This window comes from Skermanella aerolata KACC 11604, assembly GCF_000936425.1.
Taxonomy (GTDB): domain Bacteria; phylum Pseudomonadota; class Alphaproteobacteria; order Azospirillales; family Azospirillaceae; genus Skermanella; species Skermanella aerolata.
Window position 1 is genome coordinate 500,882 of the sequence record NZ_AVFK01000001.1, and the last position, 21,473, is coordinate 522,354.

The following is a 21,473-nucleotide window of genomic DNA, read 5'->3' on the forward strand; positions in this document are numbered from 1 at the left end:
AGAGAGGTTAGCATCATGAACCCGATTGCAAAGCGGCGGCTGGGCCGCACCGATGTCCACGTGACCCAGTTCGGCTTCGGCGCCGCCCCGCTGGGCGACCTGTTCACGCGGGTCCCCGACGAGCAGGCCATGGCCGTGCAGCAGGCGGCCTGGGACGCGGGCGTCCGCTACTTCGACACGGCGCCTTGGTACGGCAGGGGCCAGAGCGAACATAGGACCGGGCGGTTCCTCTACACCAAGCCGCGTGACGAGTTCGTGCTGTCCACCAAGGTCGGCAGGGTCCTGAAGGCGCCGCGCCGGGCAGGCGCGTTCGACACCGGCTTCTGGGCGGGCGGGCTCTATTTCGACCATGTGTTCGACTACAGCTACGACGGCGTCATGCGCTCGTTCGAGGACAGCCTGCAACGCCTGGGGATGAACCGGATCGACCTCGCCATCATCCACGACCTGGACTTCCGCCACCATATCCATGCCGAGAAGGTATCCGCCTACATGGCGCAACTCGCCACCGGCGGTTGGCGGGCGCTGGAGGAGTTGCGGGACGCCGGTGTGATCAGGGGCATCGGTTGCGGCATCAACGAACTGGGTATGATCCCCCGGTTCCTCGACCTGTTCGACCTCGACTTCTTCCTGATAGCGTTGCGCTATACCCTGGCCGAACAGGACACGCTGACCCGCGAGCTGCCCTATTGCAGCGAGCGCAATGTCGGCGTCGTGATCGGCGGCGTCTTCAATTCAGGCATCCTCGCGAGCGGAGCGGTTCCCGGCGCCAAATACAATTACGAGGACGCGACTCCGGAGCAGATGGAATTGGTCCGCCGGCTGGATACCGTCTGCCGCCGCCATGGCGTGACGATGGCCGCCGCGGCGCTCCAATTTCCTCTGGGGCACGATTGCGTCGCGTCAGTGATCCCCGGTGCCGTGGCGCCCGAGCAGATAGCCGCCAACCTCCGGCACTTCAGCCACCCTATTCCGGACGACTTGTGGGCTGAGCTGAAACACGAGAAGCTGCTGCGCGAGGATGCGCCGCTTCGGTTCTCGGACGGTAGTCATCCGGGTTGAACAGCCACGGATGCAGGGCATGGGCGCGGACGCTCATCAGGTGCTGCAATGCCGTGGCGATCTGTCGAAGCCGGGTCTGCCATGGGTAATCCAAGCCTGCTCTCCTGTGCTGGGTTGCGCTTGAGAATCCATGCAAGGCACGTTCCATGATTACGATCAGGCGACTGCCATCGCTGCGATCTTGTCTTCCAGCGGCAGGTTGTAGGTCACCGTCGCTCCATAGGCTCCCGGAGCCTGCGGATCGATGCGGACCTTGTCGAAGGCGAGCACCCGCGTCGCCAGGGTAAAGCCTTCCTTCAGGTCATGCGTGACCATGAAGATGCTCATTTTGTATTCAGCCCAGAGACGCAGCAGCAGCTCGTACATCTGGCTCTTGGTGCCGGCGTCGAGCGCCCCGAACGGCTCGTCCAGCAGCAGCACCTTCGGCTTCCGGATCAATGCCTGGGAGATGGCGAGCCGCTGCTGCATGCCGCCGGAAAGCTCGGCCGGGTACTTGGCGCGATGGGCGGACAGGCCGACCTCGTTTAATACCTCCTCCGCCTCCTCCTCGGCGGCGCGGCGCTTGGCGCCGAACAGCTTGCCCAGGAACGGCGACCGTTCGAACTCCCGCCCGATGATCACGTTCTGGAGCACCGTCAAGTGCGGGAAGACGGAATAGCGCTGGAACACGACGCCACGGTCCGGACCGGGCTCCGCCACCAGCGGCTTGCCGTCCAGTTCGATGGTGCCACGGGTCGGGCTTTCCTCGCCCAGCAGCATGCGGAGGAACGTGGTCTTGCCGCAGCCCGACGGACCGACCAGCGCGCAGAACTCGCCCGACGCGATCTCCAGCGACAGGCGTTCCAGCACGACCTGACCAGGATATTCCTTCCAGACGTTCCTGACCGATAACCGGCTCATGACTGTCCCTTTCCCGCCTGGAGCCAGGGGAAGAAGCGGGCATTGATCCAGCGGAGACCCGCGTCGGACAGGAAGGCCAGCAGCGTGATCCAGGCGACGTAGGGCAGGATCACGTCCATCGCCATGTAGCGGCGGACCAGGAAGATCCTGTAGCCCAATCCTTCCGTCGCGGCGATGGCTTCGGCGGAGATCAGGAACAGCCATGCCGGTCCCAACGACAGGCGTACCGCGTCTATCAGCCGGGGCAGCATCTGCGGCAGCACGACGCGGACCACGATCTGCCACGTCGAGGCTCCGAGAGTCTGCGCCTTGATAAGCTGCTCCCGTGGCATGTCGCCGACCTTGATCGCCAGATCGCGCACCAGGAACGGCGCCACGCCGAACACGATCAGCACCACCTTGGACAATTCGTCCAGCCCAAACACGATGAACAGGACGGGCAGCACCGCCATCGGCGGGATCATGGAGATCACGCCGATGATGGGCGACAGCCCCGCCCGGATGTACGGGATCAACCCGACCGCCACGCCTAGCACAAGCGCCAGCGCCGTCGACACCGCCAGCCCGAGGCCCAGCCGCTCCAGGCTGGCGAGCGTGTCCACCCACATCAGGTAGTCGCCGGTCCGGGGATCGGGATTGAGCGCCAACCTCGCGATGGCGGCGACGAACGACTCGAAATGGGGCAGCAGCTTGTCGTTCGGGTTCGCCGCCAGCCGGGTCGACGAGGCGACCGCATAGGCGATGGCGGCCATCAGGAACGGCAGCGCACCCCACAGCACGATGCCGCCCCGGCCGGGGCGCAGGTTGATGATCCGGCGCATCGCTCAGAGCTTCCCTTCGGCGGCCATCTTCATGGTTTCGGCATCGAAGCGCAGCTTGACGTTCCCAGCGTCGCCCAGCACCGTACCGCCGGGAAACGCGATCCCAACCGCATCGACGGTCCGGGCACCTTCGCCCAGCAGCCCGTGGTCGAACGAGAAGGTGCGGACCAGATCCATGCCCTTGACCAGCTCGGGACTGGTCGCAAAGGCGACCGCCTCGGCGGGCGTATAGAACATCTTCGTCGTGGCGAGCTGAGACTTGTAGCCTTCCAGATCGGTGCCGGACGCGGTCGCCATCGCGGTCAGCGCCTCGGTTCCCTTCGGACCGCCGTCCTTCATCAGCGCCAGCGTCTCGTACCACGCACCGACCAGCGCTTTGCCAAGATTGGGATTTTGCTTGAGGGTATCGGTATTGACGACCATCAGGTCGATGATCTCGCCGGGGACCTTGCTGCTGTCGAACACCATGGCCGCACCCTCGGCCTTACGCACTTCGCTGAGCTGCGGGTTCCAGGTCACCGTCGCAGTGACGTCAGGCGAGACGAAGGCGGAGACGATGTCGGCATCGGCAGTATTGACGACGCGGACGTCGCGCTCCGACATCCCGACGGTGTCCAGCGCACGGGCGAGCAGATAGTGGGAGACCGATAGCTCGACCAGATTGACGTTCTGGCCCTTGATGTCTTTCAGGCTCTTGCCGCCCTTTAGCACCACGCCGTCGTTGCCGTCGGAATAGTCGCCCGAGATCAGCGCCGTTGAATCCACGCCGCCGGCTGCCGGGATGGTCAGCGCGTCCATGTTGGTCATGACGCAGCCGTCGAAGGCCCCGGCTGTGTACTGGTTGATCGATTCGACGTAGTCGTTGATCTGCACGATCTCGACCGAGATGCCGTACTTGTCGGCCCACTTCTTCATGATGCCGCTGTCGGAGGCATAGCCCCAGGGCATCCATCCCGCATAGATCGACCACGCGATCCGGAAGGATTTCTTCTCCGCCGCGATGGCGGGGGACTGTGCGGCCACAAGGGCCAGCGCCAGGGTCAGGCCGACGATCGCTCGCTTGAACAGGGTCCGCATACGGGAAGCTCCTCTGGTTCTGTTGGCGTTTATGGGTGCGTTGGAAACTCAGGCCGCCGTGGGGATGAAGACGGCAAGCGGCTGCCCGAGAGAGACCGCCTGACCTTCGGCACAGCGGATCTCGATCAGCGTCCCGTCCGATGGGGCGGAGACGGCGATTTCCATCTTCATGGATTCGACGATCACCAGGACGTCGCCCGCCTTGACCGCTCCTCCCGCCGCTCCGGCAATCTTCCAGATGCTCCCGGAGACCGGGCTGGAAATCGCCTCGCCGCCGTCCGGCAGGTCGGTCGCCGCGTCGAAGCCGGCATCGGCCGCCGGTTCAATAGAAGCGGCGATGTTCTGGCCGGATGCCTCCCAGCGGGCGCGTTCCGCCTCGAAGGCGGCCTGCTGGGTGGCCTTGAAGGCTTCGATGGAGGCGCGGTTGTCTTCCAGGAAGCGGTGGTAGTCGCGCAGCCGGAAGGTGGATTCCTCGATCTTCAGCGAGGCCCGGCCCTGGAGGAAATCCGCCCGGAAAGCCAGCAGCTCGTCATGGGAGACGGGATGGAAACGGATCTGGTCGAAGTGGCGCAGCAGCCAGGTTTGGCCGGGCGGAAACTCCGCCGTGTCCCGATAGGTGTTCCACATCTGGCAGGTACGCCCGACGAACTGGTAACCGCCCGGTCCTTCCATCCCATAGACGCAGAGATAAGCGCCGCCGATGCCGACCGCGTTCTCCGGCGTCCAGGTGCGGGCGGGGTTGTACTTGGTCGTGACCAGCCGGTGACGAGGATCGACCGGGGTTGCGACGGGAGCGCCCAGATAGACGTCGCCCAGGCCCATCACCAGATAGCTGGCGCTGAACAGGATCTCCTTGACGGCTTCGATATCGTCCAGGCCGTTGATGCGGCGGATGAACTCGATATTGCTCGGGCACCAGGGAGCGTCCGCCCGAACCGACTGCATGTATTTGGCAATGGCGAGCCGGGTCGCCTCGTCGTCCCACGACAGCGGCAGGTGGACGATGCGGGTCGGCACTTCCAGATCGTCGATGGCGGGCAGGGCGTGCTCCGCGGCGATCAGGTGATCGAGCAGGTCCGTCAGCGCCAGTTCCCGGCTGTCGTAGTGGATCTGGAGCGAACGGATGCCGGGCGTCAGGTCCAGGATGCCGGGCAGGGCGGCAGCCTTGAGGTGCTGCTGAAGAGCGTGGACCCGGAAGCGCAGGTTCAGGTCCAGCACCAGCGGACCGTACTCCACCAGCAGATAGCGGTCGCCGGAACGCCGGTAGACGACATCCTCTCCGCCCGGAACCGCCGGGAGCCGGTGCAGGACCGCATCGTCGGGACCGGTGCCGCGACGGGGCGGCAGGCTGGCGGGATCGGCCGGGCGAAGCGTCGCGATGGCGGCGTCCTGGGCGTCTTCCAGACGTGCCGCTTCGGCAGCGGTCAGGCGGCGGAAGCGGACCCGGTCGCCAGGGCGCAATTGGCCGATCTTCCAAAGCTCAGCCTGCACGATGGTCGCTGGGCAGACGAAGCCGCCCAGGCTCGGCCCGTCCGGTCCCAGGATGACTGGCATGTCGCCGGTGAAGTCGATTGTGCCGATGGCGTAGGCGTTGTCGTGGATGTTGGACGGGTGCAGACCCGCTTCTTCGCCGTCCTTGCGTGCCCATTCCGGCTTGGGACCGATCAGCCGGACGCCCGTACGGCTGGAGTTGTAGTGGACTTCCCAGTCCGAGGCGAAGAACGTGGCGATGTCGGCTTCGGTAAAGAAATCGGGCGCTCCGTGGGGACCGTAAAGGACGCCGATCTCCCAGGCATGGCCGTATTCCGGGACAAGGGTTGCCGACAGCGGCAGTGCTTCTCCGGCAGGCTCGTTACCGATATGCAGGATGTCGCCGGGCATCAGCGCCCGGCCGCCATGACCGCCGAACTTGCCCAGCGTGAAGGTGGACCGGCTGCCGAGATATTCGGGTACGTCAATGCCGCCCTGGACCAGAAGATAGGCGCGGCACCCCGCTCCGGTCGCGGCACCTATGCGGAGCGTCGCACCGGCGGAGACGGCAACCGGCTGCCAGAACGGCACCGCTTCGCCGTCGAGAGAGGCCGGCATCCCGGCCCCTGCCAGACAGAACACGGCATCGCGGTTGAACTTCAGCGTCGGTCCGGAAACGGTCATTTCCAAACCGGCTGTGCCGTCAGGATTGCCCAGCAGCCTGTTGCCCAGCCGGAAGGCCAATGGGTCCATTGGACCCGACGGCGGCACGCCGACTTCCCAGTAGCCGACGCGTCCCGGATAGTCCTGCACGCTGGTAAGGGTGCCGGGTGTGACGACTTCTATCGACTGCGCCTTGTAGGTCACGGTGTCGAGATAGCGCGTCGTGAAACCGCCCTCGGCGAACAGCGGGTCGGCGGCAAGCTGGCGCAGGTAGCCGAGATTGGTTTCGATCCCGTCGAGCCGGCAACCGTCCAGTGCCGCCCGCAGCTTGGCGATGGCGTCGGCGCGGTCGGTGCCGCGCACGATGATCTTGGCCAGCAGCGGATCATAGAACGGCGTTACCTCCGTCCCGCGCTCGACCCAGGTTTCCACCCGTGCGTCCGGGGGGAAGACCGCTTCGGTCAGGATGCCGGCGGAGGGCCGGAACGCGCGGCCGGGGTCCTCGGCATAGACGCGGACCTGGATCGAAGCACCTGCGGCGCGTTGGGAGTGCGCCGCCAGCGGAAGGGTCTCTCCGGCGGCCTGGACGATCATCCATTCCACCAGATCGACGCCGGTCACCTCCTCGGTGACGCCGTGCTCGACCTGAAGCCGGGTGTTGACCTCCAGGAAATAGAACTCGCCGACTGATGTGTCGTAGATGAACTCCACCGTACCGGCGGACTGGTATCCGACGGCGCGGCCCAGCCGCTCCGCCGCGTCGAACAGCGCTTGCCGCTGATCGCCGGACAGGGCAGGGGCGGGGGTTTCCTCGATCACCTTCTGATTGCGCCGCTGTGCCGAGCAGTCCCGCTCGCCCAATGCCACCACGCTGCCACGCCCGTCACCGAAGATTTGCACCTCGATATGGCGCGCATGCTCGACGAACTTCTCCAGATAGACGCCGGATTCCTTGAAGTTGTTGCGCGACAGCCGGGACACCGCCTCGAACATGGAGCCGAGTTGCGCCGGATCGCGGCAAAGTTGCATGCCGATGCCGCCGCCTCCGGCTGTGCTCTTGATCATCACCGGATAGCCGACGCTGTCTGCTGCCCGCACCGCCTCCTCGGCGTCGGCCAGCAAGCCGCTGCCGGGAGACAGCGGCACGCCGCTGTCCTGGGCGATCTGACGCGCGGTGTGCTTCAGGCCGAATGCCCGCATCTGGTCGGGCGTCGGACCGATGAAGACGATGCCGGTCTCGGCGCAAGCCTCGGCGAAGCCGGGGTTTTCCGACAGGAAACCGTAGCCGGGGTGGATCGCCTCAGCTCCGGTGGACAGTGCCGCTTCCAGGATGCGGTCGGCGTTGAGGTAGCTTTCCGAAACGGTGGCCGGCCCGATGCAGACGGCTTCGCCGGCCATGGCTACATGCAGCGAATGCCGGTCGGCTTCGGAATAGACTGCTACGGAGGCGATCCCCATCCGGTCCAGCGTTCGGATCACGCGGCAGGCTATCTCGCCGCGATTGGCGATCAGGACTTTTCTGAACATGACGGTTTTCCCCTCTACGCCGACGCGTCCCAGATCACCACTTCGATGGGTGTCGGGTTGTAGGCGTTGCAGGGGTTGTTGAGCTGCGGGCAGTTGGAGATAAGGACGATCACGTCCATCTCAGCCCGCATCTCGACATACTCGCCCGGTCCGCTGACGCCGTCGGCGAAGGTCAGGCCGCCGTCGGGAGTCACGGGCACGTTCATGAAGAAGTTGATGTTGTGGGTGATATCGCGCTTGGTCAGGCCGAATTCCTCGTGCTCGGCCACCGCCAGCAGATAGCTGTCGCGGCAGGCGTGCATGCACTTCTTCTCCAGCGCATAGCGGACGGTGTTGCTCTCGGTCGAGCAGGCGCCGCCCAGGGTGTCGTGCCGGCCCACGGTGTCGGCGACGATCTCCAGCATGGGATTCCCCGCCGTGGACATCAGCCTGGTCCCGACGCTGAGATAGACGTTGCGCTGTTCGCGGATGGTATCGACCGCGCTGTAGCGCTCGGCCGGATCGGCGGCGCTGTAGAAGAGGGTGTCGGCGGCCTGATTGCCTTCCAGATCGACGATGCGGAAGATCTGGCCGGCACGGACCTTGTGAATCCAGTAATCACCAGCGGGAACGACCTTGCGGTAGCCGGCGGTATCGGGTGACAGAGTGCTTTTCCTGGTCATCGTTTCGGTTCCCGATCCGCTCAGCCGCACAGGTGGTAAAGGTGATTGTTGGCGAAGCCGCGCCCGTTCTCGGGCCGGCTGTTGAGGCATGGATCGTCCTCCGCCACCGGTTCACCCCGGTAGAGTTCAACCGCGATGCCCTTGCGCGGGTACTCCGTGGCAGGGTTCATCGGATGCGGGCAGGTGTGGAACAGGACCAGCGTGTCCATCTCGAACCGAAGATCGACATGGGCACCCGCCTTGGCTTGCGAGCCGTCGAACACCAGCGAGCCGTCCTCTTCAGTGCGGACCCTGCTGAACCAGTTGACGTTGGCCGCCAGATCGCGCCGGCCCATGCCATACTTGGCCGCTTCGACCAGAAAGCTGTCATGGCCGTTTTGGGTCCAGTCGTTACGGTATTCCTGATAGCTCTTGCGGCCCCACTTCGAGGATACCTGGGCCTTGGTGGAATTGCCGCAGACGGTGTCATGCCAGCCGGCGGTGTCTTCGACGATCGAGCAGAAGATCCGCCCCATGTCCGAATACAGGCAGTGCCCTGCCGTCAGTTTGAAGGTGTGCTGACACTTCAGCGTGTCGGGGGCGTTATAGCGCTCCAGCAGGTTGCTTGGATTGTAGAACAGCATGCCGACATTGGCGCCGCCGTCGCGGTCGATCAGGCGCAGGATCGTTCCACGCTTCAGCGTGAACGACCAATGCTTGCCGCCGTCGAATTGATCTTGATATAGCAGGTCGGGGCGAACGGTTGCCATGGCCACACCTCAGGCATAGGAGGAGTGCCGGGCAATGGGACGTCCCATCGGAGCAACATCCTCCGTGTTTGAGACCTCCCGGGCTTTTGTCCCGCCGTGTGCCCGTTCGCTGTTTACCGAACGGGTCGCTGCTCTCGGACCAGTAACACCGGACGGGTGTGTCAAACCTGTCCAGCCGGAACCCTAGCTGCTGAGGATAAGAGTAGCTGCAAGGGAAATGCCAAATTTGGAAAGCGCTGAAATCCAGGGCGTAAGGTAAGATTATGCATGCATTCAGCAGATTTCTGCCTACCTCCGCACCATGACTGGCGTCATTTTGAGCAGTTAGACGTCGTGGTTTTTCAAACCCCTTGATTTTCAACAATTCTCCGTGGCAGTAGCGGCCTAAAGTTTCAGCCGGCCGAGGATTGGGCGTATTCTCCGATGATCGAACTCATACAGGTGAGCCACAGGTACGGCGATCATCCCGTGCTGCGTGACGTATCGCTGTCGATCACCGAACGGCGGGTGGCCGTGGTCGGAGCCAACGGCTCTGGCAAGAGCACCTTCGCGCGTCTGCTGAACGGGCTTGTCATCCCGGACGAGGGGACGGTGACGGTCGATGGCCTTGACACCCGGACAGACGGCAAGGCGGTGCGCCGGAAAGTCGGCTTCGTGTTCCAGGACCCGGACACGCAGATCGTATATCCCACGGTGGAAGAGGACATCGCCTTCGGTCTCAAGAACCTGAAGCTGGACAAGGCTGAGATCGCGCGCCGGGTGGCAGGCGTCCTCGACCGCTACGGCCTGACCGAACACCGGACGCGCTCGGCGCATCTGCTGAGTGGCGGACAGAAGCAGCTTCTGGCGATCTGCTCCGTCCTGGTGATGGAGCCGGCCTATGTCGTCTTCGACGAGCCGACGACGCTGCTCGACCTGCGCAACAAGCGGAAGATCGTAGAGATCGTCGCGGGGCTGCCGCAGACCGCCATCTTCATTTCCCATGACCTGGACCTGCTCGGCGGCTTCGATCGCGTGCTGGTCTTCGACGGCGGCCGCGTCGTCGCCGACGACTGCCCCGGACCCGCCATCGCCCGCTACATCGAGCTGATGAACTGATGCTGGGTCTCTACATCGACCGGAACTCCGCCATCCACGCGCTTGCTCCCGGCGTCAAGATGCTGGCGCTGGCGCTATCGGCGCTGGCCCTGATCGCGGTGGACAATTGGCGGGTGCTTGCCGCTGTCCTCACTGCCGTATTGGGCCTGTTCGCCGTTGCGCGCCTGCCGGCCCGCGAGGTCGTGGCCCAGCTTCGTCCGGTGCTGTTCCTGGCGCTGTTCTTCTTCGCGGTCCATGCGCTGCTGGTAAGCTGGCAGAGCGGTTTGGTGACGGTGCTGCGCTTCACCATCCTGGTATCCTTGGCGGTCGGCATCACGCTGACGACCCGCGTGTCGCATATGGTCGATGCGCTGGAAAGCGGACTTCGGCCCCTGCGGTTCATCGGGGTCAATCCCGCCAAGATCAGCCTGATGATCTCGCTGGCGATCCGCTTCGTCCCGCTGCTGGTCGATCTAGTGCGGGAAATCCGGGCGGCCCAGCAGGCGCGTGGGCTGGAGCGCAGCGTTACCGCCGTCGCCGTGCCGCTGATCGTCAAGACCTTGCGCATGGCAAGCGTGCTGACCGACGCCATCGAGGCGCGCGGCTACGATCCGGATTGAGTTTTCCGAAGCCGAAGCCCAAAACCTCTTCCGCATCTAAGCAGATTTACTCGAAGAAACCGGATTCAACTGAAATGCTCAGCACTCGCGATATTGTTCACATTGCCCTGTTCGCCGCCATTATGGCGGCCCTTGGGCTGATGCCGCCCGTTCCGGTCGGCTTCGTTCCCGTGCCGATCACGGCGCAGTCGATGGGCGTCATGCTCGCGGGAGCCATCCTGGGCGCGAAACGCGGCGCGTTGGCGATCGTGCTGTTCCTGGCGCTGGTCGCGATCGGACTGCCACTACTGTCGGGCGGACGCGGCGGACTTGGGGTCTTCTTCGGTCCGACGGCCGGTTTCCTGGTGTCCTGGCCGATCGGAGCCTTCGTGACCGGCTGGCTGACCGAGCGCTTCTGGAAGCGCCTGAACTTCGGCTATCTGCTGGCCGCCTGCGCCGCCGGCGGCATCTTCGTCGTCTATGTCATCGGCATCATCGGCCTGAGCCTGATCGCGGGGCTGCCGCTGGAAAAGGCGGCGGCGGGATCGATCACCTTCATCCCCGGCGACCTGATCAAGGTCGTCATCGCCGCCTTCGTCGCAAAAACGGTCAACCGGAGCTACCCGGTCATCCGTGCCTGATAATCGTCACGCATCATAGACGCTGAAATGCGCGTCGGTCGGCTGGCAGGCCGTACCATTGATCGGCAGTATGTCCTGCGGGCAGGCCGAGAACGCGATCACTAGGTCCATCTCGGCCCGGAGGACGACGTACCCGCCCTTGACCGGGGCGGGTGGGGCCTCGAACGACAGGGTGTTGTCGGGGGCGACCGGGATGTTCATGAACAGGTTCAGCGGGCTGGGCGTTTCCGGCGGGGTCAACCCCAGGTCAGCCAGTCCCTGAGCCAGGTTGTCGGTGCAGTTGTCATGGTGCCCTTCGCAGCCCAGCAGCTCGTAGCGGTACCGGTCGCAGGCGGCGATCAACGTGTCGTGGACGCCGCCAGAGGTGTCCTCCAGCAACGTCAGGATCGGGCGGCGGTGGTTGGTCAGCAGCGCGTCGCCGGTCTTGGGAATGATTTTCAGGATATGGGCACGGGTATGCTCGTTCGACATGAACTCCGTCATGTCGTCGCGCCGGAAGGCCCAGGTATCGACGACCTGTTCGCCGTGGGTGTTGATGATCTTGACCAGTTGGCCCTTGGCGACGAAGGCGGCCTTTCCTTTGCGAGCGGGGATCGTCACGAGCTGTTCGGCGGACATTATGGTCAATTCCTCTTCTTCTTCCGGTCGGAAATGCTTTGTGCCATGACACAGAGCAACTCGAACATGATCGTCGCCGCCGTCAATGCCGTGGCGCCGGAGGGGTCGAAGGGCGGCGATACCTCGACAAGGTCCGCCCCGACGATGTCCAGGCCGCCGAGCAGCCGGAGCATCTTCTGAGCTTCACGCGTCGTGATGCCGCCGATTTCCGGCGTGCCGGTCCCCGGCGCAATCGACGGATCGAGGACATCGATGTCGAAGGACACATAGGTCGGCAGGTCACCGACGATGGCCCGGGCCTCGGCCATGACGTCTTTCGCCCCGCGCTCGTCGAACTCTTCGATGAAGATCAGGCGAATGCCGTGCTCTCTGGCGTAGTCGAAGTTCGCCGCGTCCGAGATCGCGCCGCGCAACCCGATCTGGACGGTGCGCTTTGGGTCGAGCAAACCTTCCTCGACCGCGCGCCTGAACGGCGTCGCATGATTGTACCGGCTGCCGAAGAAGCTGTCGAACGTGTCGGAATGGGCGTCGAAGTGGATGAGCCCGACCGGCCCCTTGTCCACTAGGCCGCGCAGGATCGGCAGCGAGATCAGGTGGTCGCCCCCGACTGTCAGCGGAACCGCCCCGGCCTGCCGAACGCCGCTATAGTACCTGGTGATGCTCTCCATGCTCGCGGCTAGGTCAAGCGGGTTTATCGGCGTGTCGCCGCAATCGCCCACACGTACCAGATCGTAAGGCGAGATGCCGGTGACGTGGTGGACGCGGCGGGTCAGGCTGGACTGGTTGCGGATTTCACGGGGACCGTGGCGGGTACCGGGCCGGTTGGTCGTTCCGCCGTCGAACGGGACGCCGATCAACGCCACATCCACATCCTGCGGGGTTGCGACCGGCAGGCGCATGAAGGTCGGCATACCGGCAAAACGCGGCACGACGCCGCTGTCGAGAGGCTCGAAAACCTTGTCGTTCATATCGCTGTCAAACTCCAAACTCTTTCCGGACGGCTTGCGTGATCCGCTCGACATGATCGTTCATGAGAAGCTCGCCCTTTTCGGCGGTGGAGCCTTGGGCACGGGCAAGAACGCCGGAAGCAGGGCCGAAACCTTCGGGGACGGGATAGCGGTCATATGTGGGGAACTGGGCCGGACCGTCGGACGGCACCTTGCTCATATCGACCAGATCGGGCCGCAGCAGGAGCATCAGCGACGTTTCCAGCAGGCTGGCATGCTCAAGCTCGGTTCCGGGGAAACCCTCGGGAAACAGCTTGTCCAACGTGTCGCGGCCGACGAAGTCCCAGTATTCCAGCCGCATCACCTGCATGTCGGCGATGCCGTCGCGCCGCAATTCGCGCAGCCCCAGATCGACGCCCTCGACTGCCGGCCAGCAGTTCTCGAAATGGCCGTTGACGACGACCAGCCGCCGGATGCCGTCTGTGCCGAGGCTGCGGATCACGTCGCGCACGACCAGCGAGAAGGTGTTGGCGTCGAGGCTCGTGGTGCCTGGAAACGCCTCGCCGCCGCCCGACCTCGGCTGCGACTTGTAGCCGTAGGGGATGGTTGGGGCGACGATGCCGCCGACGTTGCGCGCTACCCGCTCGCAGACCGCCGTCGGCAGCACGACATCCACGTTCATCGCCATGTGGGGGCCATGCTGCTCGGTAGTTCCCAGTGGCAGGAAGACGGTGACGCCCTCTGCCACCTTGGCGGCGAACTCCGGCCAGCTCAGCTCGGCCATGAAGACGCTCTCGACCATGGAAACGGTTCCTTCGGTTCAGTCGGAAATCAGTGCATCGCCGCGCCGCCATCGACGCTGATGCATTGTCCCGTGGTGAAGCTGGCGGCAGGAGATGCCAGGAAGAGGATGGCGGCGGCCACTTCTTCCGGACGCCCGATCCTGCCCATGGGGTTGGCGGATTCCAGGGCCTTCTGAGCCTCCGTCATCCGGTCGAAGCCCAGCAGCGGCGTGTCGATCGGGCCGGGAGCCACCGCGTTGACGAGGATATCCGGGGCAAGTTCCCGCGCCCACGCCCGGGTCAGCGAGATCATCGCACCCTTGGTGGCACAATAGCCGGACGCGTTCTGCCGTCCGAGGTATGCCAGTTCCGACGCAATGTTGATGATGCGGGCGCCGGGCTTCATCGACTTCAAGGCTTCGCGGGCGACGATGACCGGACCCCGGAGATTGACTGCGTACATCCTGTCCATATCGGCAATGTCGATGCCCCGGAGCGGCGCTTCGATCTCGATCCCGGCGCAGTTGACCAGGATGTCCAGGCCGCCGAGACGGCCCACGGCGTCGGCGACCGCATTAATGACCTGACGTTCGTCGGTCAGGTCGGCGACGACCCAATCCGCGTCACCCTCGCTCCCCGGAGCGCGGTCCAGGCCGATTACCCGCACCCCGGCATCGCGAAGCGCCGCACGGGCGGCGCGGCCGATGCCGCTGGCGGCGCCGGTCACCAGCGCCCGCTTTCCGTCCAATCCCATCACCATGGTACTTCTCCCCGATCTGCCCCGAGGCTCTGGCCGGTGATGTTGGCAGCGAGGCCGGAGGCGAGAAAAAGATAGGTCCCCGCCATGTCGGGCGGTTCCATCAAACCTGGAAGCGCCTGTCCGGCGATGATGTCGCCCAGCAACTCCGGCTCTGGTCGGTTCGCCCGCTCCGCCATCCTGCCGAGCGACCGCATGGAGGCTTCGGTCCGCACCCATCCGGGACACACCGCGTTGACCCGGATGCCCCTGGGGCCAAGCTCCTTCGCCCAGGTCTTGGTCAATCCGATGACCGCATGCTTGGACGCGACATAGGCGGAGAACAGCGGCTCCGCGACGCGGCCCCAGACCGAAGCCGTATTGACGATGGCGCCGCCGGCGCGCATTCCCGGCGCCACGGCGCGGGTGACCAGGAATGTCCCGAGGATGTTGATCTCGATGATCCGCCGGAACGCCGCTTCGTTCTCGGCGCTGGTATCGTCCAGGGGAGTCATCAGCTCCAATCCGGCGTTGTTGATCAGCACATCGACGGCGCCGATCCGCGCCGCCATGGCCGCGACCTCGTCGTTTTGGGTGATATCTACCCGATGCGCCGTGGCGCCCAGTTCTCCGGCGGCGGCGACGATGCCCTCGTTCTCCGCCGCGATATGAAGGTCCGCTCCAGCGGCGGCGAACCCCTGGGCTATGCCGAAGCCGATGCCCCGGCTCGCTCCGGTGATCAGGACGGTGCGTCCCTTGAAGTTCGGAAAGTCGGTCATTCCTCGTCTCCCGCCGCTTCGCGCAGCAGACGCAGGACAGCATTCCGAAGCTGGAAGAACTCCGGACTGTCGCGCAGTTCGAGCGGACGCTCGGCGCCTAAGCGTTCGGTGATGTCGATATCGGCCATGACGCGGGCGGGGCGCTTGGAAAAGACGATGACCCGGTCCGCCAGGAACACCGCTTCTTCGACATCGTGGGTCACGAAGACGATGGTCTTGGCGTCGCGCCGCTGGATCGCCCGAAGCTCCACTTGCAAGCGTTCCCGCCGCTGGGCGTCCAGCGCTCCGAATGGCTCGTCCATCAGCATCACGTCGGAGCCGGCCGCCAGTGTGCGGGCGATGGCCACCCGCTGGCGCATGCCGCCCGACACCTTGTTGGGATAGGCGTCGGAGAAGTCGTACAGTCCGACCAGTTCCAGGTAGTTGTCGCGGCGGGCAAGCTTCTGCTGCTCCGTCAGGTCCTTGCGGTAGCGCATGCCGAACAGGACGTTCTCGGCGACCGTCAGCCACGGAAACGACGAATAGGACTGGAACACCATGCCGCGCCGATGGTCCGGGCCGCCGACCGGCAGGCCTTCCAGGCAGATCGCACCGGAGGATGGCGTCTCCAGCCCGCCTATCATCCGCATTAGCGTGGTCTTGCCGCATCCCGAAGGTCCCAGGAAGACGACGAACTCGTTGCGGGCTACCGAGATGCTGAACGGCTGCGCCACCACGTCCAAGTCGCCGAACCGCTTGGTGACGCCATGGAAGGCCAGATAGGGCTCGATCATTTCTGCAAGCTCACAGGTAGCGGAATGCGCGGCGGTGGAGGGCGCGGAGAAGCTGGTCGGTGACCAGACCGATCACGCCGATCACGACGACGCCGGCCATCACCTCTGGCGTCTTCATGTACCGGCGGGCGGTCCAGATGACGAAGCCGATGCCACTGTCGGCGGCTACGATCTCGGCGATGATCAGGTAGGTCCAGCACCAGCCCAGCGTGATCCGCAGGTTGTCGACCAGTCCCGGCAGCATGGCGCGGAACGCCACGTCGCGGAGCGTCTGTCGTGTGTTGGCCCCTAGGGTATGGGCGATCTCGATATACTCGTGCGGCACGCGCCGCATGTCGTCGGCGACCAGCAGGACGAGCTGGAAGAAGGTGCCGAGCCAGAGCAGGTACAGCTTCGTGCTTTCCCCAACGCCGAACCAGATGATCGACAGCGGCACCAGCGCCGGTACCGGCAGGTAGCGGATGAAGTCGATGATCGGCTCAAGCGCTGCTCCTACCACGCGGTAGCTGCTCATCAGGATGCCGATCGGGATCGCCATGACGGCGGCAAGGATGAAGGCGACCCATACCCGCAATGTCGAGATGCCGGCATGCTGAAGCAGGTTCTGCTTCTGGACCATCATCAGCATCGAACTCAGCACGGTGCTGGGGGATGGCAGGAACGTCGTGTTCACCAGCCCGATCCGTGCGACCGCCTCCCAGATCAGCAGCAGCCCGACGCTGGTTCCGACACCTATCCCGATCTGCGCCCGCCTGGACAGGGTGCCGCGAAACGCCCAGATCGAGGACGGATCGGGCCTGGGGGCCGTCGCGGCGGTTCGGGGGTCAGGGACGGTCACGGGAGCGGTTTCGCTGATATCGGTCATAGGTCCGGCCTATGGAGAGACTGCGGCGATTACCGAGGGATCGATCTGGCTGGACGCCGACAGCTTGGTCTCGGCCGCACCGTTCTCCAGGTTGAGCTGCATCACGGTATCGAAGATGCCATACAGCTTACCGGGCTTGCCCGAAGTTCCGATCATCTCCTTGGCCTCGGCAAGCGGCGTATAGGCGAGGCTGGTGGCGATGATGTCCTTGACCTCTTCCTCGCTCAGATTGTAGTGGGGGGCGGCAAGGGCGATGAACTCGTCCGGGTTGGTCTCGAAGAACTTGATTGCCCGATATATGCCGGTCAGGAAGTTCTGGTACTTCTTCGGGTTCGTCTTGAGATCGTCCTGCCGGGCGGTGATCACGTCGATGATGATCTCGGAATCGACCGACGACAGCAGGACCTTGCCCTTGCGGGCCGGGGAGATCGTGATTGCCTGCGACTGGAACGGCTGATAGGTGCCGACCGCCGCGATAGAGGTGTCGGCGAAGACGGCCGCCGTGTCGGCGGTCGCGATCTCCACGATTTGCAAGTCGTTCAGGCTCATCCCGGCCTTCTTCAGGGCGAGCTGAAGCAGCAGGCGGGCGGGGATATTAGGCTCCACCGCGATCTTCTTGCCGCGCAGGTCGGCGACGCCGTCGATCGAGCCGTCGGCGATCACGCCGTCGCCGCCGACAGACTTGTCGATCGTGCCGATGATGATGCCGGGCGTCGTCTCGTCACGCGGGCGGCCCTGATGCTCGCCGACGGTCCGCATATCGACGTCTATGTCGCCGCGCTGCATCGCCGCCATCACGTTGGCCCGATCGTCCTCGAACTTCATGTCGACGGTCAGGCCGAGTTCCTTGAAGTAACCCTTGTCGGAGGCGACGAACACGGGGGCGAACCCTGGCCATGTCGGCGACAGCACGCGGATGGTGTCTGCGGCCAAGGTCGGTACGGAAACGGTCCCGAGAAGGAATACAGCGGCTGCGATCTGGCTTATGCGGAGCATCGGTGACCCTCTTCACAGGAATTCGATGCCGCGATCATCACCCAGGTTTACATCGAAAATGAATCCCGTTTAATAGACGGATACATCGAAAACCTTCAATGTATCAGCGCTGGCAGGAACATGAGACGCCTCGACAACATCGACCTGCGCCTGCTCCGCGTCTTCGTGACCTTGGCCGAAGCCGACGGCTTCGCCGATGCGCAGATTCTGCTGAACCTGTCGCAATCGACACTCAGCACGCATCTGGCGGCGCTGGAGCGGAAACTGGGTGCGCCGCTGTGCCAGCGCGGACGCCGGGGCTTCCGCCTGACCGAGTTCGGTGAGGCGACCTACGACGCGGCCAAGCGGCTGTTCGCGGAGATCGACGCCTTCCAGTCTCGGATCGGACGCGACCGGGGCAAGCTGATGGGGCGGCTGAGGATCGGCATCGTCGATGGCGTCGTGACTTCGCCGGTGCTCGGCATCCACAAGGCGCTGGCCCGCTACTGCGACTACGCGCCGGATGTCTTCATCGACCTGTGGCTTGCCACCCCGGCGGAGCTGGAAACGGCTGTCGCCGACGGCTCCCGCGATGTCGTGGTCGGTCCGATGTCGCAGAAGGTACCGGGATTGACGTACCTGCCGATCTACCGAGAGCCGCATGCCCTCTACTGCGGCCGGCCCCATCCGCTCTTCGACGTGCCGGACGACCGGCTGGACAGGGGTGCTATCGAGGAGGCGTCGTTCGCGGTGCGAGGCTACCAGCACTTCGACGACCTCTACCGTGCCAACCATCCGCGTCCGGCTGGGACCGTCATGCACATGGAAGCACAGGTCATGATGATCCTGTCGGGCCGTTTCATCGGATTCCTGCCCTGCCACATCGGCGATGACTGGGTCGGACGCGGGTTGATGCGCCCGCTCAAGCCGAAGACCTATAATTTCGCATCGTCGCACTTCGTCGTGACGCGCAGCGCCGATGAACAGCGGGCGCTGGTCCAGTCCTTCGTTCAGGAAATCAAACGTCAGGCCGCCTCTTCATGAATAAAACCATTAGTCTAGTTATTATTAAATTTTTATGTCTTATTCCCTTCAAGTTGCAGGAATGCTTGTCGCCGTGATATCCGAAGTACCAGACTTGGGTAGCCTGCACTCGCAAGGCGCTTTTCAAACGGAGGTTCTATGGACACGCGGACCTGCGCGAAGGGCGACTGGAGAATGCTTCGGGAAAATCTTCAACGTCTTACCGTCGCTTTTCAACCGATAGTCAGCACCTCCTCCGGCCAGATCTTCGCACACGAGGTTTTGGTGCGGGGACATGAGGCAATGGGATACCGGTCGGTCGGGGAAATCCTGCGTGCCAGTCACGACTCCGGTTTGCTGTCGGAACTCGAAGCTCTGGTGCGCCGCAAGGCTCTCCGGATGCTGCCGCCTGCCGCGGCGGACGGCTCCCGGGTGTTGTCCTTCAACCTGGATCATCGAATAGCCGATGCCTGGAGTGTCCTGAGCGGCATCGGAGCCGGAGACCCTGGCAAGGATGGTGTGCGGGTGGTGACGGAGATAACGTCGATGCCCGCCTGCGCGGATGCCGCTGCCCGCGTTCGGTTGCTGAAGCGAGGGGGAGCCATGCTGGCGCTCGACCGCTTCGGAGTCACCGCGGATGGACTGGAGATGCTGCACGAGGTCGAGCCGGATTTCATCAAGATCGACCGCTCCTTCATCCAGGGGATCGAGGCGAATGCCCGCAAAAGGGTGGTTCTGGCTCAACTGATCGGCGTGGCCCATACGCTGGGCGTTCAGGTGATTGCCGTCGGTATCGAGAACGCCCAGCAACTGCGGATCTGCCGCGACCTGGGATGCGATCTGGTACAGGGCTTCTTCGTCCAGGCACCTATCGCGGATGCACGCCGCGCCAGCTTGTCCTTCCCGCATGTCGCCATGTGCGACAGCTTCACGGACCGCAGAAAGAAGGATCAGGAATGGGTGCTGGAGCGTTTGGACACGGCTCCAGCAATTCCATCCGACATGCCGATGCGCGAGGTCTTCGGCAGGTTCGCCAGCAATGCCAGCGCATCGTTTCTCCCGGTGGTCGACGGCGCCGGCCGACCGCTCGGCATCCTGTGCGAAAGCAGCCTCAAGAACTACGCCTATTCTCCCTTCGGCAAGGACCTGATCGCCAACAAGCAGATCGGACGCAAGATCACGGACTTCGTCGTCCGCTGCCCGGTGATCGACCTTGCGACCCCGTTCGACCAGATGCTGGCGATCTTCTCGGCGACCGACCATGCCGACGGCATCCTGATCACGACCGACATGGTCTATCGCGGCTTCCTCAGCGCCCATTCGCTGATTCGGGCCGTCCATGAGAAGAATCTAGACCGCGCGCGGGAGGAGAACCCGCTGACCCGGCTGGCCGGCAATGCCGCCATCAACGAATACATCGCCGGCCGCATCGCCGACGGCGAAGGCGCTTTCCTCGCTTACATCGATTTCGACAACTTCAAGCCATTCAACGACACCTACGGCTTCCGCCAGGGCGACCGCGCCATCCTATTGTTCGCCGAATTGTGCCGGAAGGCGTCGCGGCCCGAGTCATGGTTCCTGGGCCATATTGGCGGCGACGACTTCTTCATCGGCATCCGGGGCGTGTCGGCCACCGAAGGCGTCGCCGAGGTAAGCAAGCTGATCGGCCGGTTCACCTCGGATATCGAGAGCTTCTACGACCCGGAAACTCGGTTGCGCGGTTTCATCACGGCGGAGGACCGCGAGGGCAGGACCAAGACCTTCCCGCTGCTGTCGGCCAGTGCCGTGTTGTGCCAGTTGAACCCCGGCGTCTCGTGCCCGACCATCGATGAGATCAGCGGAGCCATCGCCGCGTGCAAAAAGCAAGCGAAGGCCTCTCCCGGCAAACTCGCCTTCGCGAAGCTGGACGAGATTGCGGAGAGAGTGTCGGCATAGCGATCACTTCGCGGCGCGCTTATCCACGACGCCGGGTATCGCCTGGGTCGGTCGTGGGAACTTGCCCTTCAATGCGTCCACGCCTTCCTGCGGGTGGGCCTGCGGCAGGAGGTCCTGGCGAGCCGCACTCCGTTCGGATGTGGATATGTCCATCTCGCGGTCGCGCGCCTCGACCAGTCCAGGCTGGGCTTCGCCCCGGCGGTTGAACGACCATGCCAGCAGGGGCGGGCCATAGGGCATCTTGGCGCCGGGTTCCGTGCCGTGCTCCGACTGCCATGTGTGCCACGTCTTGCCGTAGCTGTTCATCTTGCCCTTCATCAGCTCGTGCTCCGCCACTCCGGGAAGGTTGGGGGCTACGAGCTGGCCGGACAGGATCTCGCCGTTGTGGGGGTGCCAGTATTGGCGCTCTTTAGGCGGAAGCTGCTCGAACAGGCGTTCGGAGATGATGTATTCGACGCCGTTGAGGTTGGCATCCGCCGTGTTGCCGTCGAACAGCGCGCACTGGGCGAAGTCCTCGTTCACCTGATGGCAGAAGTGGTGCGCTTCCATCTGGTGGCTCGGATCGTTCTTCATCGGGTGGAAGCCGACGAGATAGATGTCCATGTTGCCGAGCGGCGCGTTGCTCTGAAGCGCCGCCGCTCCTGTTGCCAGCACGTCGGTCTTTGCGCTGGTCTCCGCACCCGGCGGGCTGGTGCTGGGCGGTACTGTCCCGGAGCCGGTGCAGGCGGCGAGCGTCATGAGGAAGGATGAGGCGATCAGGACCCTGCTGCGGGGGGACGGCATCGGTTTCTC

General features: G+C 64.2%; 21 protein-coding genes and 1 riboswitch. Of the genes, 6 read left to right on the top strand and 15 right to left on the bottom strand.

Features of this window, described 5'->3' with window-relative positions:
* Positions 1–15 precede the first annotated feature (15 nt).
* Positions 16–1,062, top strand: a complete 1,047-nt coding sequence (locus N826_RS02255) for an aldo/keto reductase (RefSeq protein WP_044425655.1) — start codon at positions 16–18, stop codon at positions 1,060–1,062.
* A 156-nt stretch (positions 1,063–1,218) separates the two neighbouring features.
* Here the strand turns inward: N826_RS02255 and N826_RS02260 are convergent, their stop codons facing one another.
* The 6 genes from N826_RS02260 to N826_RS02285 are packed head-to-tail and all read right to left on the bottom strand — an operon-like array spanning position 1,219 to position 8,931.
* Entirely contained in the window at positions 1,219–1,962 is a 744-nt protein-coding gene (locus N826_RS02260; RefSeq protein ID WP_044425656.1) for an ABC transporter ATP-binding protein, read from the bottom strand.
* The gene (locus tag N826_RS02265; protein ID WP_044425657.1) at positions 1,959–2,783 is read right to left on the bottom strand and encodes an ABC transporter permease; all 825 of its coding nucleotides are present in this window, start codon (positions 2,781–2,783) and stop codon (positions 1,959–1,961) included. The genes N826_RS02260 and N826_RS02265 overlap by 4 nt, the downstream gene beginning before the upstream one ends.
* Before the next feature lie 3 nt (positions 2,784–2,786).
* Positions 2,787–3,860 carry a putative urea ABC transporter substrate-binding protein gene (locus tag N826_RS02270; RefSeq protein ID WP_044425658.1) on the bottom strand — a complete coding sequence of 358 codons (1,074 nt, stop codon included), beginning with the start codon at positions 3,858–3,860 and terminating at the stop codon, positions 2,787–2,789.
* 48 nt (positions 3,861–3,908) lie between these two features.
* Positions 3,909–7,520: an urea carboxylase gene (uca, locus tag N826_RS02275; protein ID WP_044425659.1), complete on the bottom strand. Its 3,612-nt coding sequence runs from the start codon at positions 7,518–7,520 to the stop codon at positions 3,909–3,911.
* A 14-nt stretch (positions 7,521–7,534) separates the two neighbouring features.
* A complete protein-coding gene (locus tag N826_RS02280) occupies positions 7,535–8,182 on the bottom strand; it encodes an urea amidolyase associated protein UAAP2 (RefSeq protein ID WP_044425660.1) in 648 nt (215 codons plus the stop codon).
* A 20-nt stretch (positions 8,183–8,202) separates the two neighbouring features.
* Positions 8,203–8,931 (bottom strand): urea amidolyase associated protein UAAP1, encoded by a 729-nt coding sequence (locus tag N826_RS02285; RefSeq protein WP_044425661.1) that lies wholly within the window; start codon positions 8,929–8,931, stop codon positions 8,203–8,205.
* A gap of 73 nt (positions 8,932–9,004) precedes the next feature.
* Positions 9,005–9,129: riboswitch (guanidine-I (ykkC/yxkD leader) on the bottom strand.
* Positions 9,130–9,354: 225 nt separating this feature from the next.
* Here N826_RS02285 and N826_RS02290 point away from each other — a divergent pair.
* The 3 genes from N826_RS02290 to N826_RS02300 all read left to right on the top strand — a co-directional run bounded on the left by N826_RS02290 (position 9,355) and on the right by N826_RS02300 (position 11,248).
* Positions 9,355–10,029 (top strand): energy-coupling factor ABC transporter ATP-binding protein, encoded by a 675-nt coding sequence (locus N826_RS02290; protein ID WP_044425662.1) that lies wholly within the window; start codon positions 9,355–9,357, stop codon positions 10,027–10,029.
* The gene (locus N826_RS02295) at positions 10,029–10,628 is read left to right on the top strand and encodes an energy-coupling factor transporter transmembrane component T family protein (protein ID WP_044425663.1); all 600 of its coding nucleotides are present in this window, start codon (positions 10,029–10,031) and stop codon (positions 10,626–10,628) included. Before N826_RS02290 ends, N826_RS02295 begins: the two co-directional genes overlap by 1 nt.
* Before the next feature lie 74 nt (positions 10,629–10,702).
* On the top strand, positions 10,703–11,248 hold the full coding sequence (locus N826_RS02300) for a biotin transporter BioY (protein ID WP_044425664.1): 546 nt from the start codon (positions 10,703–10,705) through the stop codon (positions 11,246–11,248).
* Between the two features lie 6 nt (positions 11,249–11,254).
* Here the strand turns inward: N826_RS02300 and N826_RS02305 are convergent, their stop codons facing one another.
* From N826_RS02305 to N826_RS02340, 8 genes are read right to left on the bottom strand one after another with little or no spacing between them, the layout of a single operon-like run.
* Positions 11,255–11,866 carry a DUF1989 domain-containing protein gene (locus N826_RS02305; protein ID WP_044425665.1) on the bottom strand — a complete coding sequence of 204 codons (612 nt, stop codon included), beginning with the start codon at positions 11,864–11,866 and terminating at the stop codon, positions 11,255–11,257.
* Between the two features lie 5 nt (positions 11,867–11,871).
* On the bottom strand, positions 11,872–12,834 hold the full coding sequence (gene speB / locus N826_RS02310; RefSeq protein WP_044425666.1) for an agmatinase: 963 nt from the start codon (positions 12,832–12,834) through the stop codon (positions 11,872–11,874).
* Positions 12,835–12,841: 7 nt separating this feature from the next.
* The gene (locus N826_RS02315) at positions 12,842–13,615 is read right to left on the bottom strand and encodes a creatininase (protein ID WP_044425667.1); all 774 of its coding nucleotides are present in this window, start codon (positions 13,613–13,615) and stop codon (positions 12,842–12,844) included.
* Between the two features lie 29 nt (positions 13,616–13,644).
* Positions 13,645–14,355, bottom strand: coding sequence for an SDR family NAD(P)-dependent oxidoreductase (locus N826_RS02320; RefSeq protein WP_044425668.1), 711 nt, complete (start codon positions 14,353–14,355; stop codon positions 13,645–13,647).
* Positions 14,349–15,110, bottom strand: a complete 762-nt coding sequence (locus N826_RS02325; RefSeq protein ID WP_044425669.1) for an SDR family NAD(P)-dependent oxidoreductase — start codon at positions 15,108–15,110, stop codon at positions 14,349–14,351. Before N826_RS02325 ends, N826_RS02320 begins: the two co-directional genes overlap by 7 nt.
* Positions 15,107–15,883, bottom strand: coding sequence for an ABC transporter ATP-binding protein (locus tag N826_RS02330; RefSeq protein WP_044425670.1), 777 nt, complete (start codon positions 15,881–15,883; stop codon positions 15,107–15,109). Before N826_RS02330 ends, N826_RS02325 begins: the two co-directional genes overlap by 4 nt.
* Before the next feature lie 10 nt (positions 15,884–15,893).
* On the bottom strand, positions 15,894–16,748 hold the full coding sequence (locus tag N826_RS02335; protein WP_044425671.1) for an ABC transporter permease: 855 nt from the start codon (positions 16,746–16,748) through the stop codon (positions 15,894–15,896).
* Between the two features lie 9 nt (positions 16,749–16,757).
* On the bottom strand, positions 16,758–17,744 hold the full coding sequence (locus tag N826_RS02340) for an ABC transporter substrate-binding protein (protein ID WP_044425672.1): 987 nt from the start codon (positions 17,742–17,744) through the stop codon (positions 16,758–16,760).
* Between the two features lie 120 nt (positions 17,745–17,864).
* On the opposite strand from N826_RS02340, the gene N826_RS02345 reads away from it, so the two are divergent.
* Together N826_RS02345 and N826_RS02350 are read left to right on the top strand one after the other, a co-directional pair.
* Positions 17,865–18,767, top strand: coding sequence for a LysR family transcriptional regulator (locus tag N826_RS02345; RefSeq protein WP_044425673.1), 903 nt, complete (start codon positions 17,865–17,867; stop codon positions 18,765–18,767).
* 174 nt (positions 18,768–18,941) lie between these two features.
* Positions 18,942–20,681, top strand: a complete 1,740-nt coding sequence (locus N826_RS02350; protein WP_044425889.1) for a bifunctional diguanylate cyclase/phosphodiesterase — start codon at positions 18,942–18,944, stop codon at positions 20,679–20,681.
* A gap of 3 nt (positions 20,682–20,684) precedes the next feature.
* Here the strand turns inward: N826_RS02350 and N826_RS02355 are convergent, their stop codons facing one another.
* Positions 20,685–21,464 (bottom strand): OBAP family protein, encoded by a 780-nt coding sequence (locus N826_RS02355; protein WP_044425675.1) that lies wholly within the window; start codon positions 21,462–21,464, stop codon positions 20,685–20,687.
* Between the last annotated feature and the right edge of the window lie 9 nt (positions 21,465–21,473).

Excerpts from the sequence above, each read along its gene's own strand:
- N826_RS02350 (WP_044425889.1), top strand. The coding sequence starts at position 18,942 with ATGCTTCGGGAAAATCTTCAACGTCTTACCGTCGCTTTTCAACCGATA.
- N826_RS02295 (WP_044425663.1), top strand. The coding sequence starts at position 10,029 with ATGCTGGGTCTCTACATCGACCGGAACTCCGCCATCCACGCGCTTGCT.
- N826_RS02260 (WP_044425656.1), bottom strand. The coding sequence starts at position 1,962 with ATGAGCCGGTTATCGGTCAGGAACGTCTGGAAGGAATATCCTGGTCAG.
- N826_RS02345 (WP_044425673.1), top strand. The coding sequence starts at position 17,865 with ATGAGACGCCTCGACAACATCGACCTGCGCCTGCTCCGCGTCTTCGTG.
- uca (WP_044425659.1), bottom strand. The coding sequence starts at position 7,520 with ATGTTCAGAAAAGTCCTGATCGCCAATCGCGGCGAGATAGCCTGCCGC.
- N826_RS02270 (WP_044425658.1), bottom strand. The coding sequence starts at position 3,860 with ATGCGGACCCTGTTCAAGCGAGCGATCGTCGGCCTGACCCTGGCGCTG.
- N826_RS02335 (WP_044425671.1), bottom strand. The coding sequence starts at position 16,748 with ATGACCGATATCAGCGAAACCGCTCCCGTGACCGTCCCTGACCCCCGA.
- N826_RS02255 (WP_044425655.1), top strand. The coding sequence starts at position 16 with ATGAACCCGATTGCAAAGCGGCGGCTGGGCCGCACCGATGTCCACGTG.
- N826_RS02305 (WP_044425665.1), bottom strand. The coding sequence starts at position 11,866 with ATGTCCGCCGAACAGCTCGTGACGATCCCCGCTCGCAAAGGAAAGGCC.
- N826_RS02285 (WP_044425661.1), bottom strand. The coding sequence starts at position 8,931 with ATGGCAACCGTTCGCCCCGACCTGCTATATCAAGATCAATTCGACGGC.
- N826_RS02330 (WP_044425670.1), bottom strand. The coding sequence starts at position 15,883 with ATGATCGAGCCCTATCTGGCCTTCCATGGCGTCACCAAGCGGTTCGGC.
- speB (WP_044425666.1), bottom strand. The coding sequence starts at position 12,834 with ATGAACGACAAGGTTTTCGAGCCTCTCGACAGCGGCGTCGTGCCGCGT.
- N826_RS02300 (WP_044425664.1), top strand. The coding sequence starts at position 10,703 with ATGCTCAGCACTCGCGATATTGTTCACATTGCCCTGTTCGCCGCCATT.
- N826_RS02340 (WP_044425672.1), bottom strand. The coding sequence starts at position 17,744 with ATGCTCCGCATAAGCCAGATCGCAGCCGCTGTATTCCTTCTCGGGACC.
- N826_RS02280 (WP_044425660.1), bottom strand. The coding sequence starts at position 8,182 with ATGACCAGGAAAAGCACTCTGTCACCCGATACCGCCGGCTACCGCAAG.
- N826_RS02265 (WP_044425657.1), bottom strand. The coding sequence starts at position 2,783 with ATGCGCCGGATCATCAACCTGCGCCCCGGCCGGGGCGGCATCGTGCTG.
- N826_RS02315 (WP_044425667.1), bottom strand. The coding sequence starts at position 13,615 with ATGGTCGAGAGCGTCTTCATGGCCGAGCTGAGCTGGCCGGAGTTCGCC.
- N826_RS02320 (WP_044425668.1), bottom strand. The coding sequence starts at position 14,355 with ATGGTGATGGGATTGGACGGAAAGCGGGCGCTGGTGACCGGCGCCGCC.
- N826_RS02290 (WP_044425662.1), top strand. The coding sequence starts at position 9,355 with ATGATCGAACTCATACAGGTGAGCCACAGGTACGGCGATCATCCCGTG.
- N826_RS02325 (WP_044425669.1), bottom strand. The coding sequence starts at position 15,110 with ATGACCGACTTTCCGAACTTCAAGGGACGCACCGTCCTGATCACCGGA.
- N826_RS02355 (WP_044425675.1), bottom strand. The coding sequence starts at position 21,464 with ATGCCGTCCCCCCGCAGCAGGGTCCTGATCGCCTCATCCTTCCTCATG.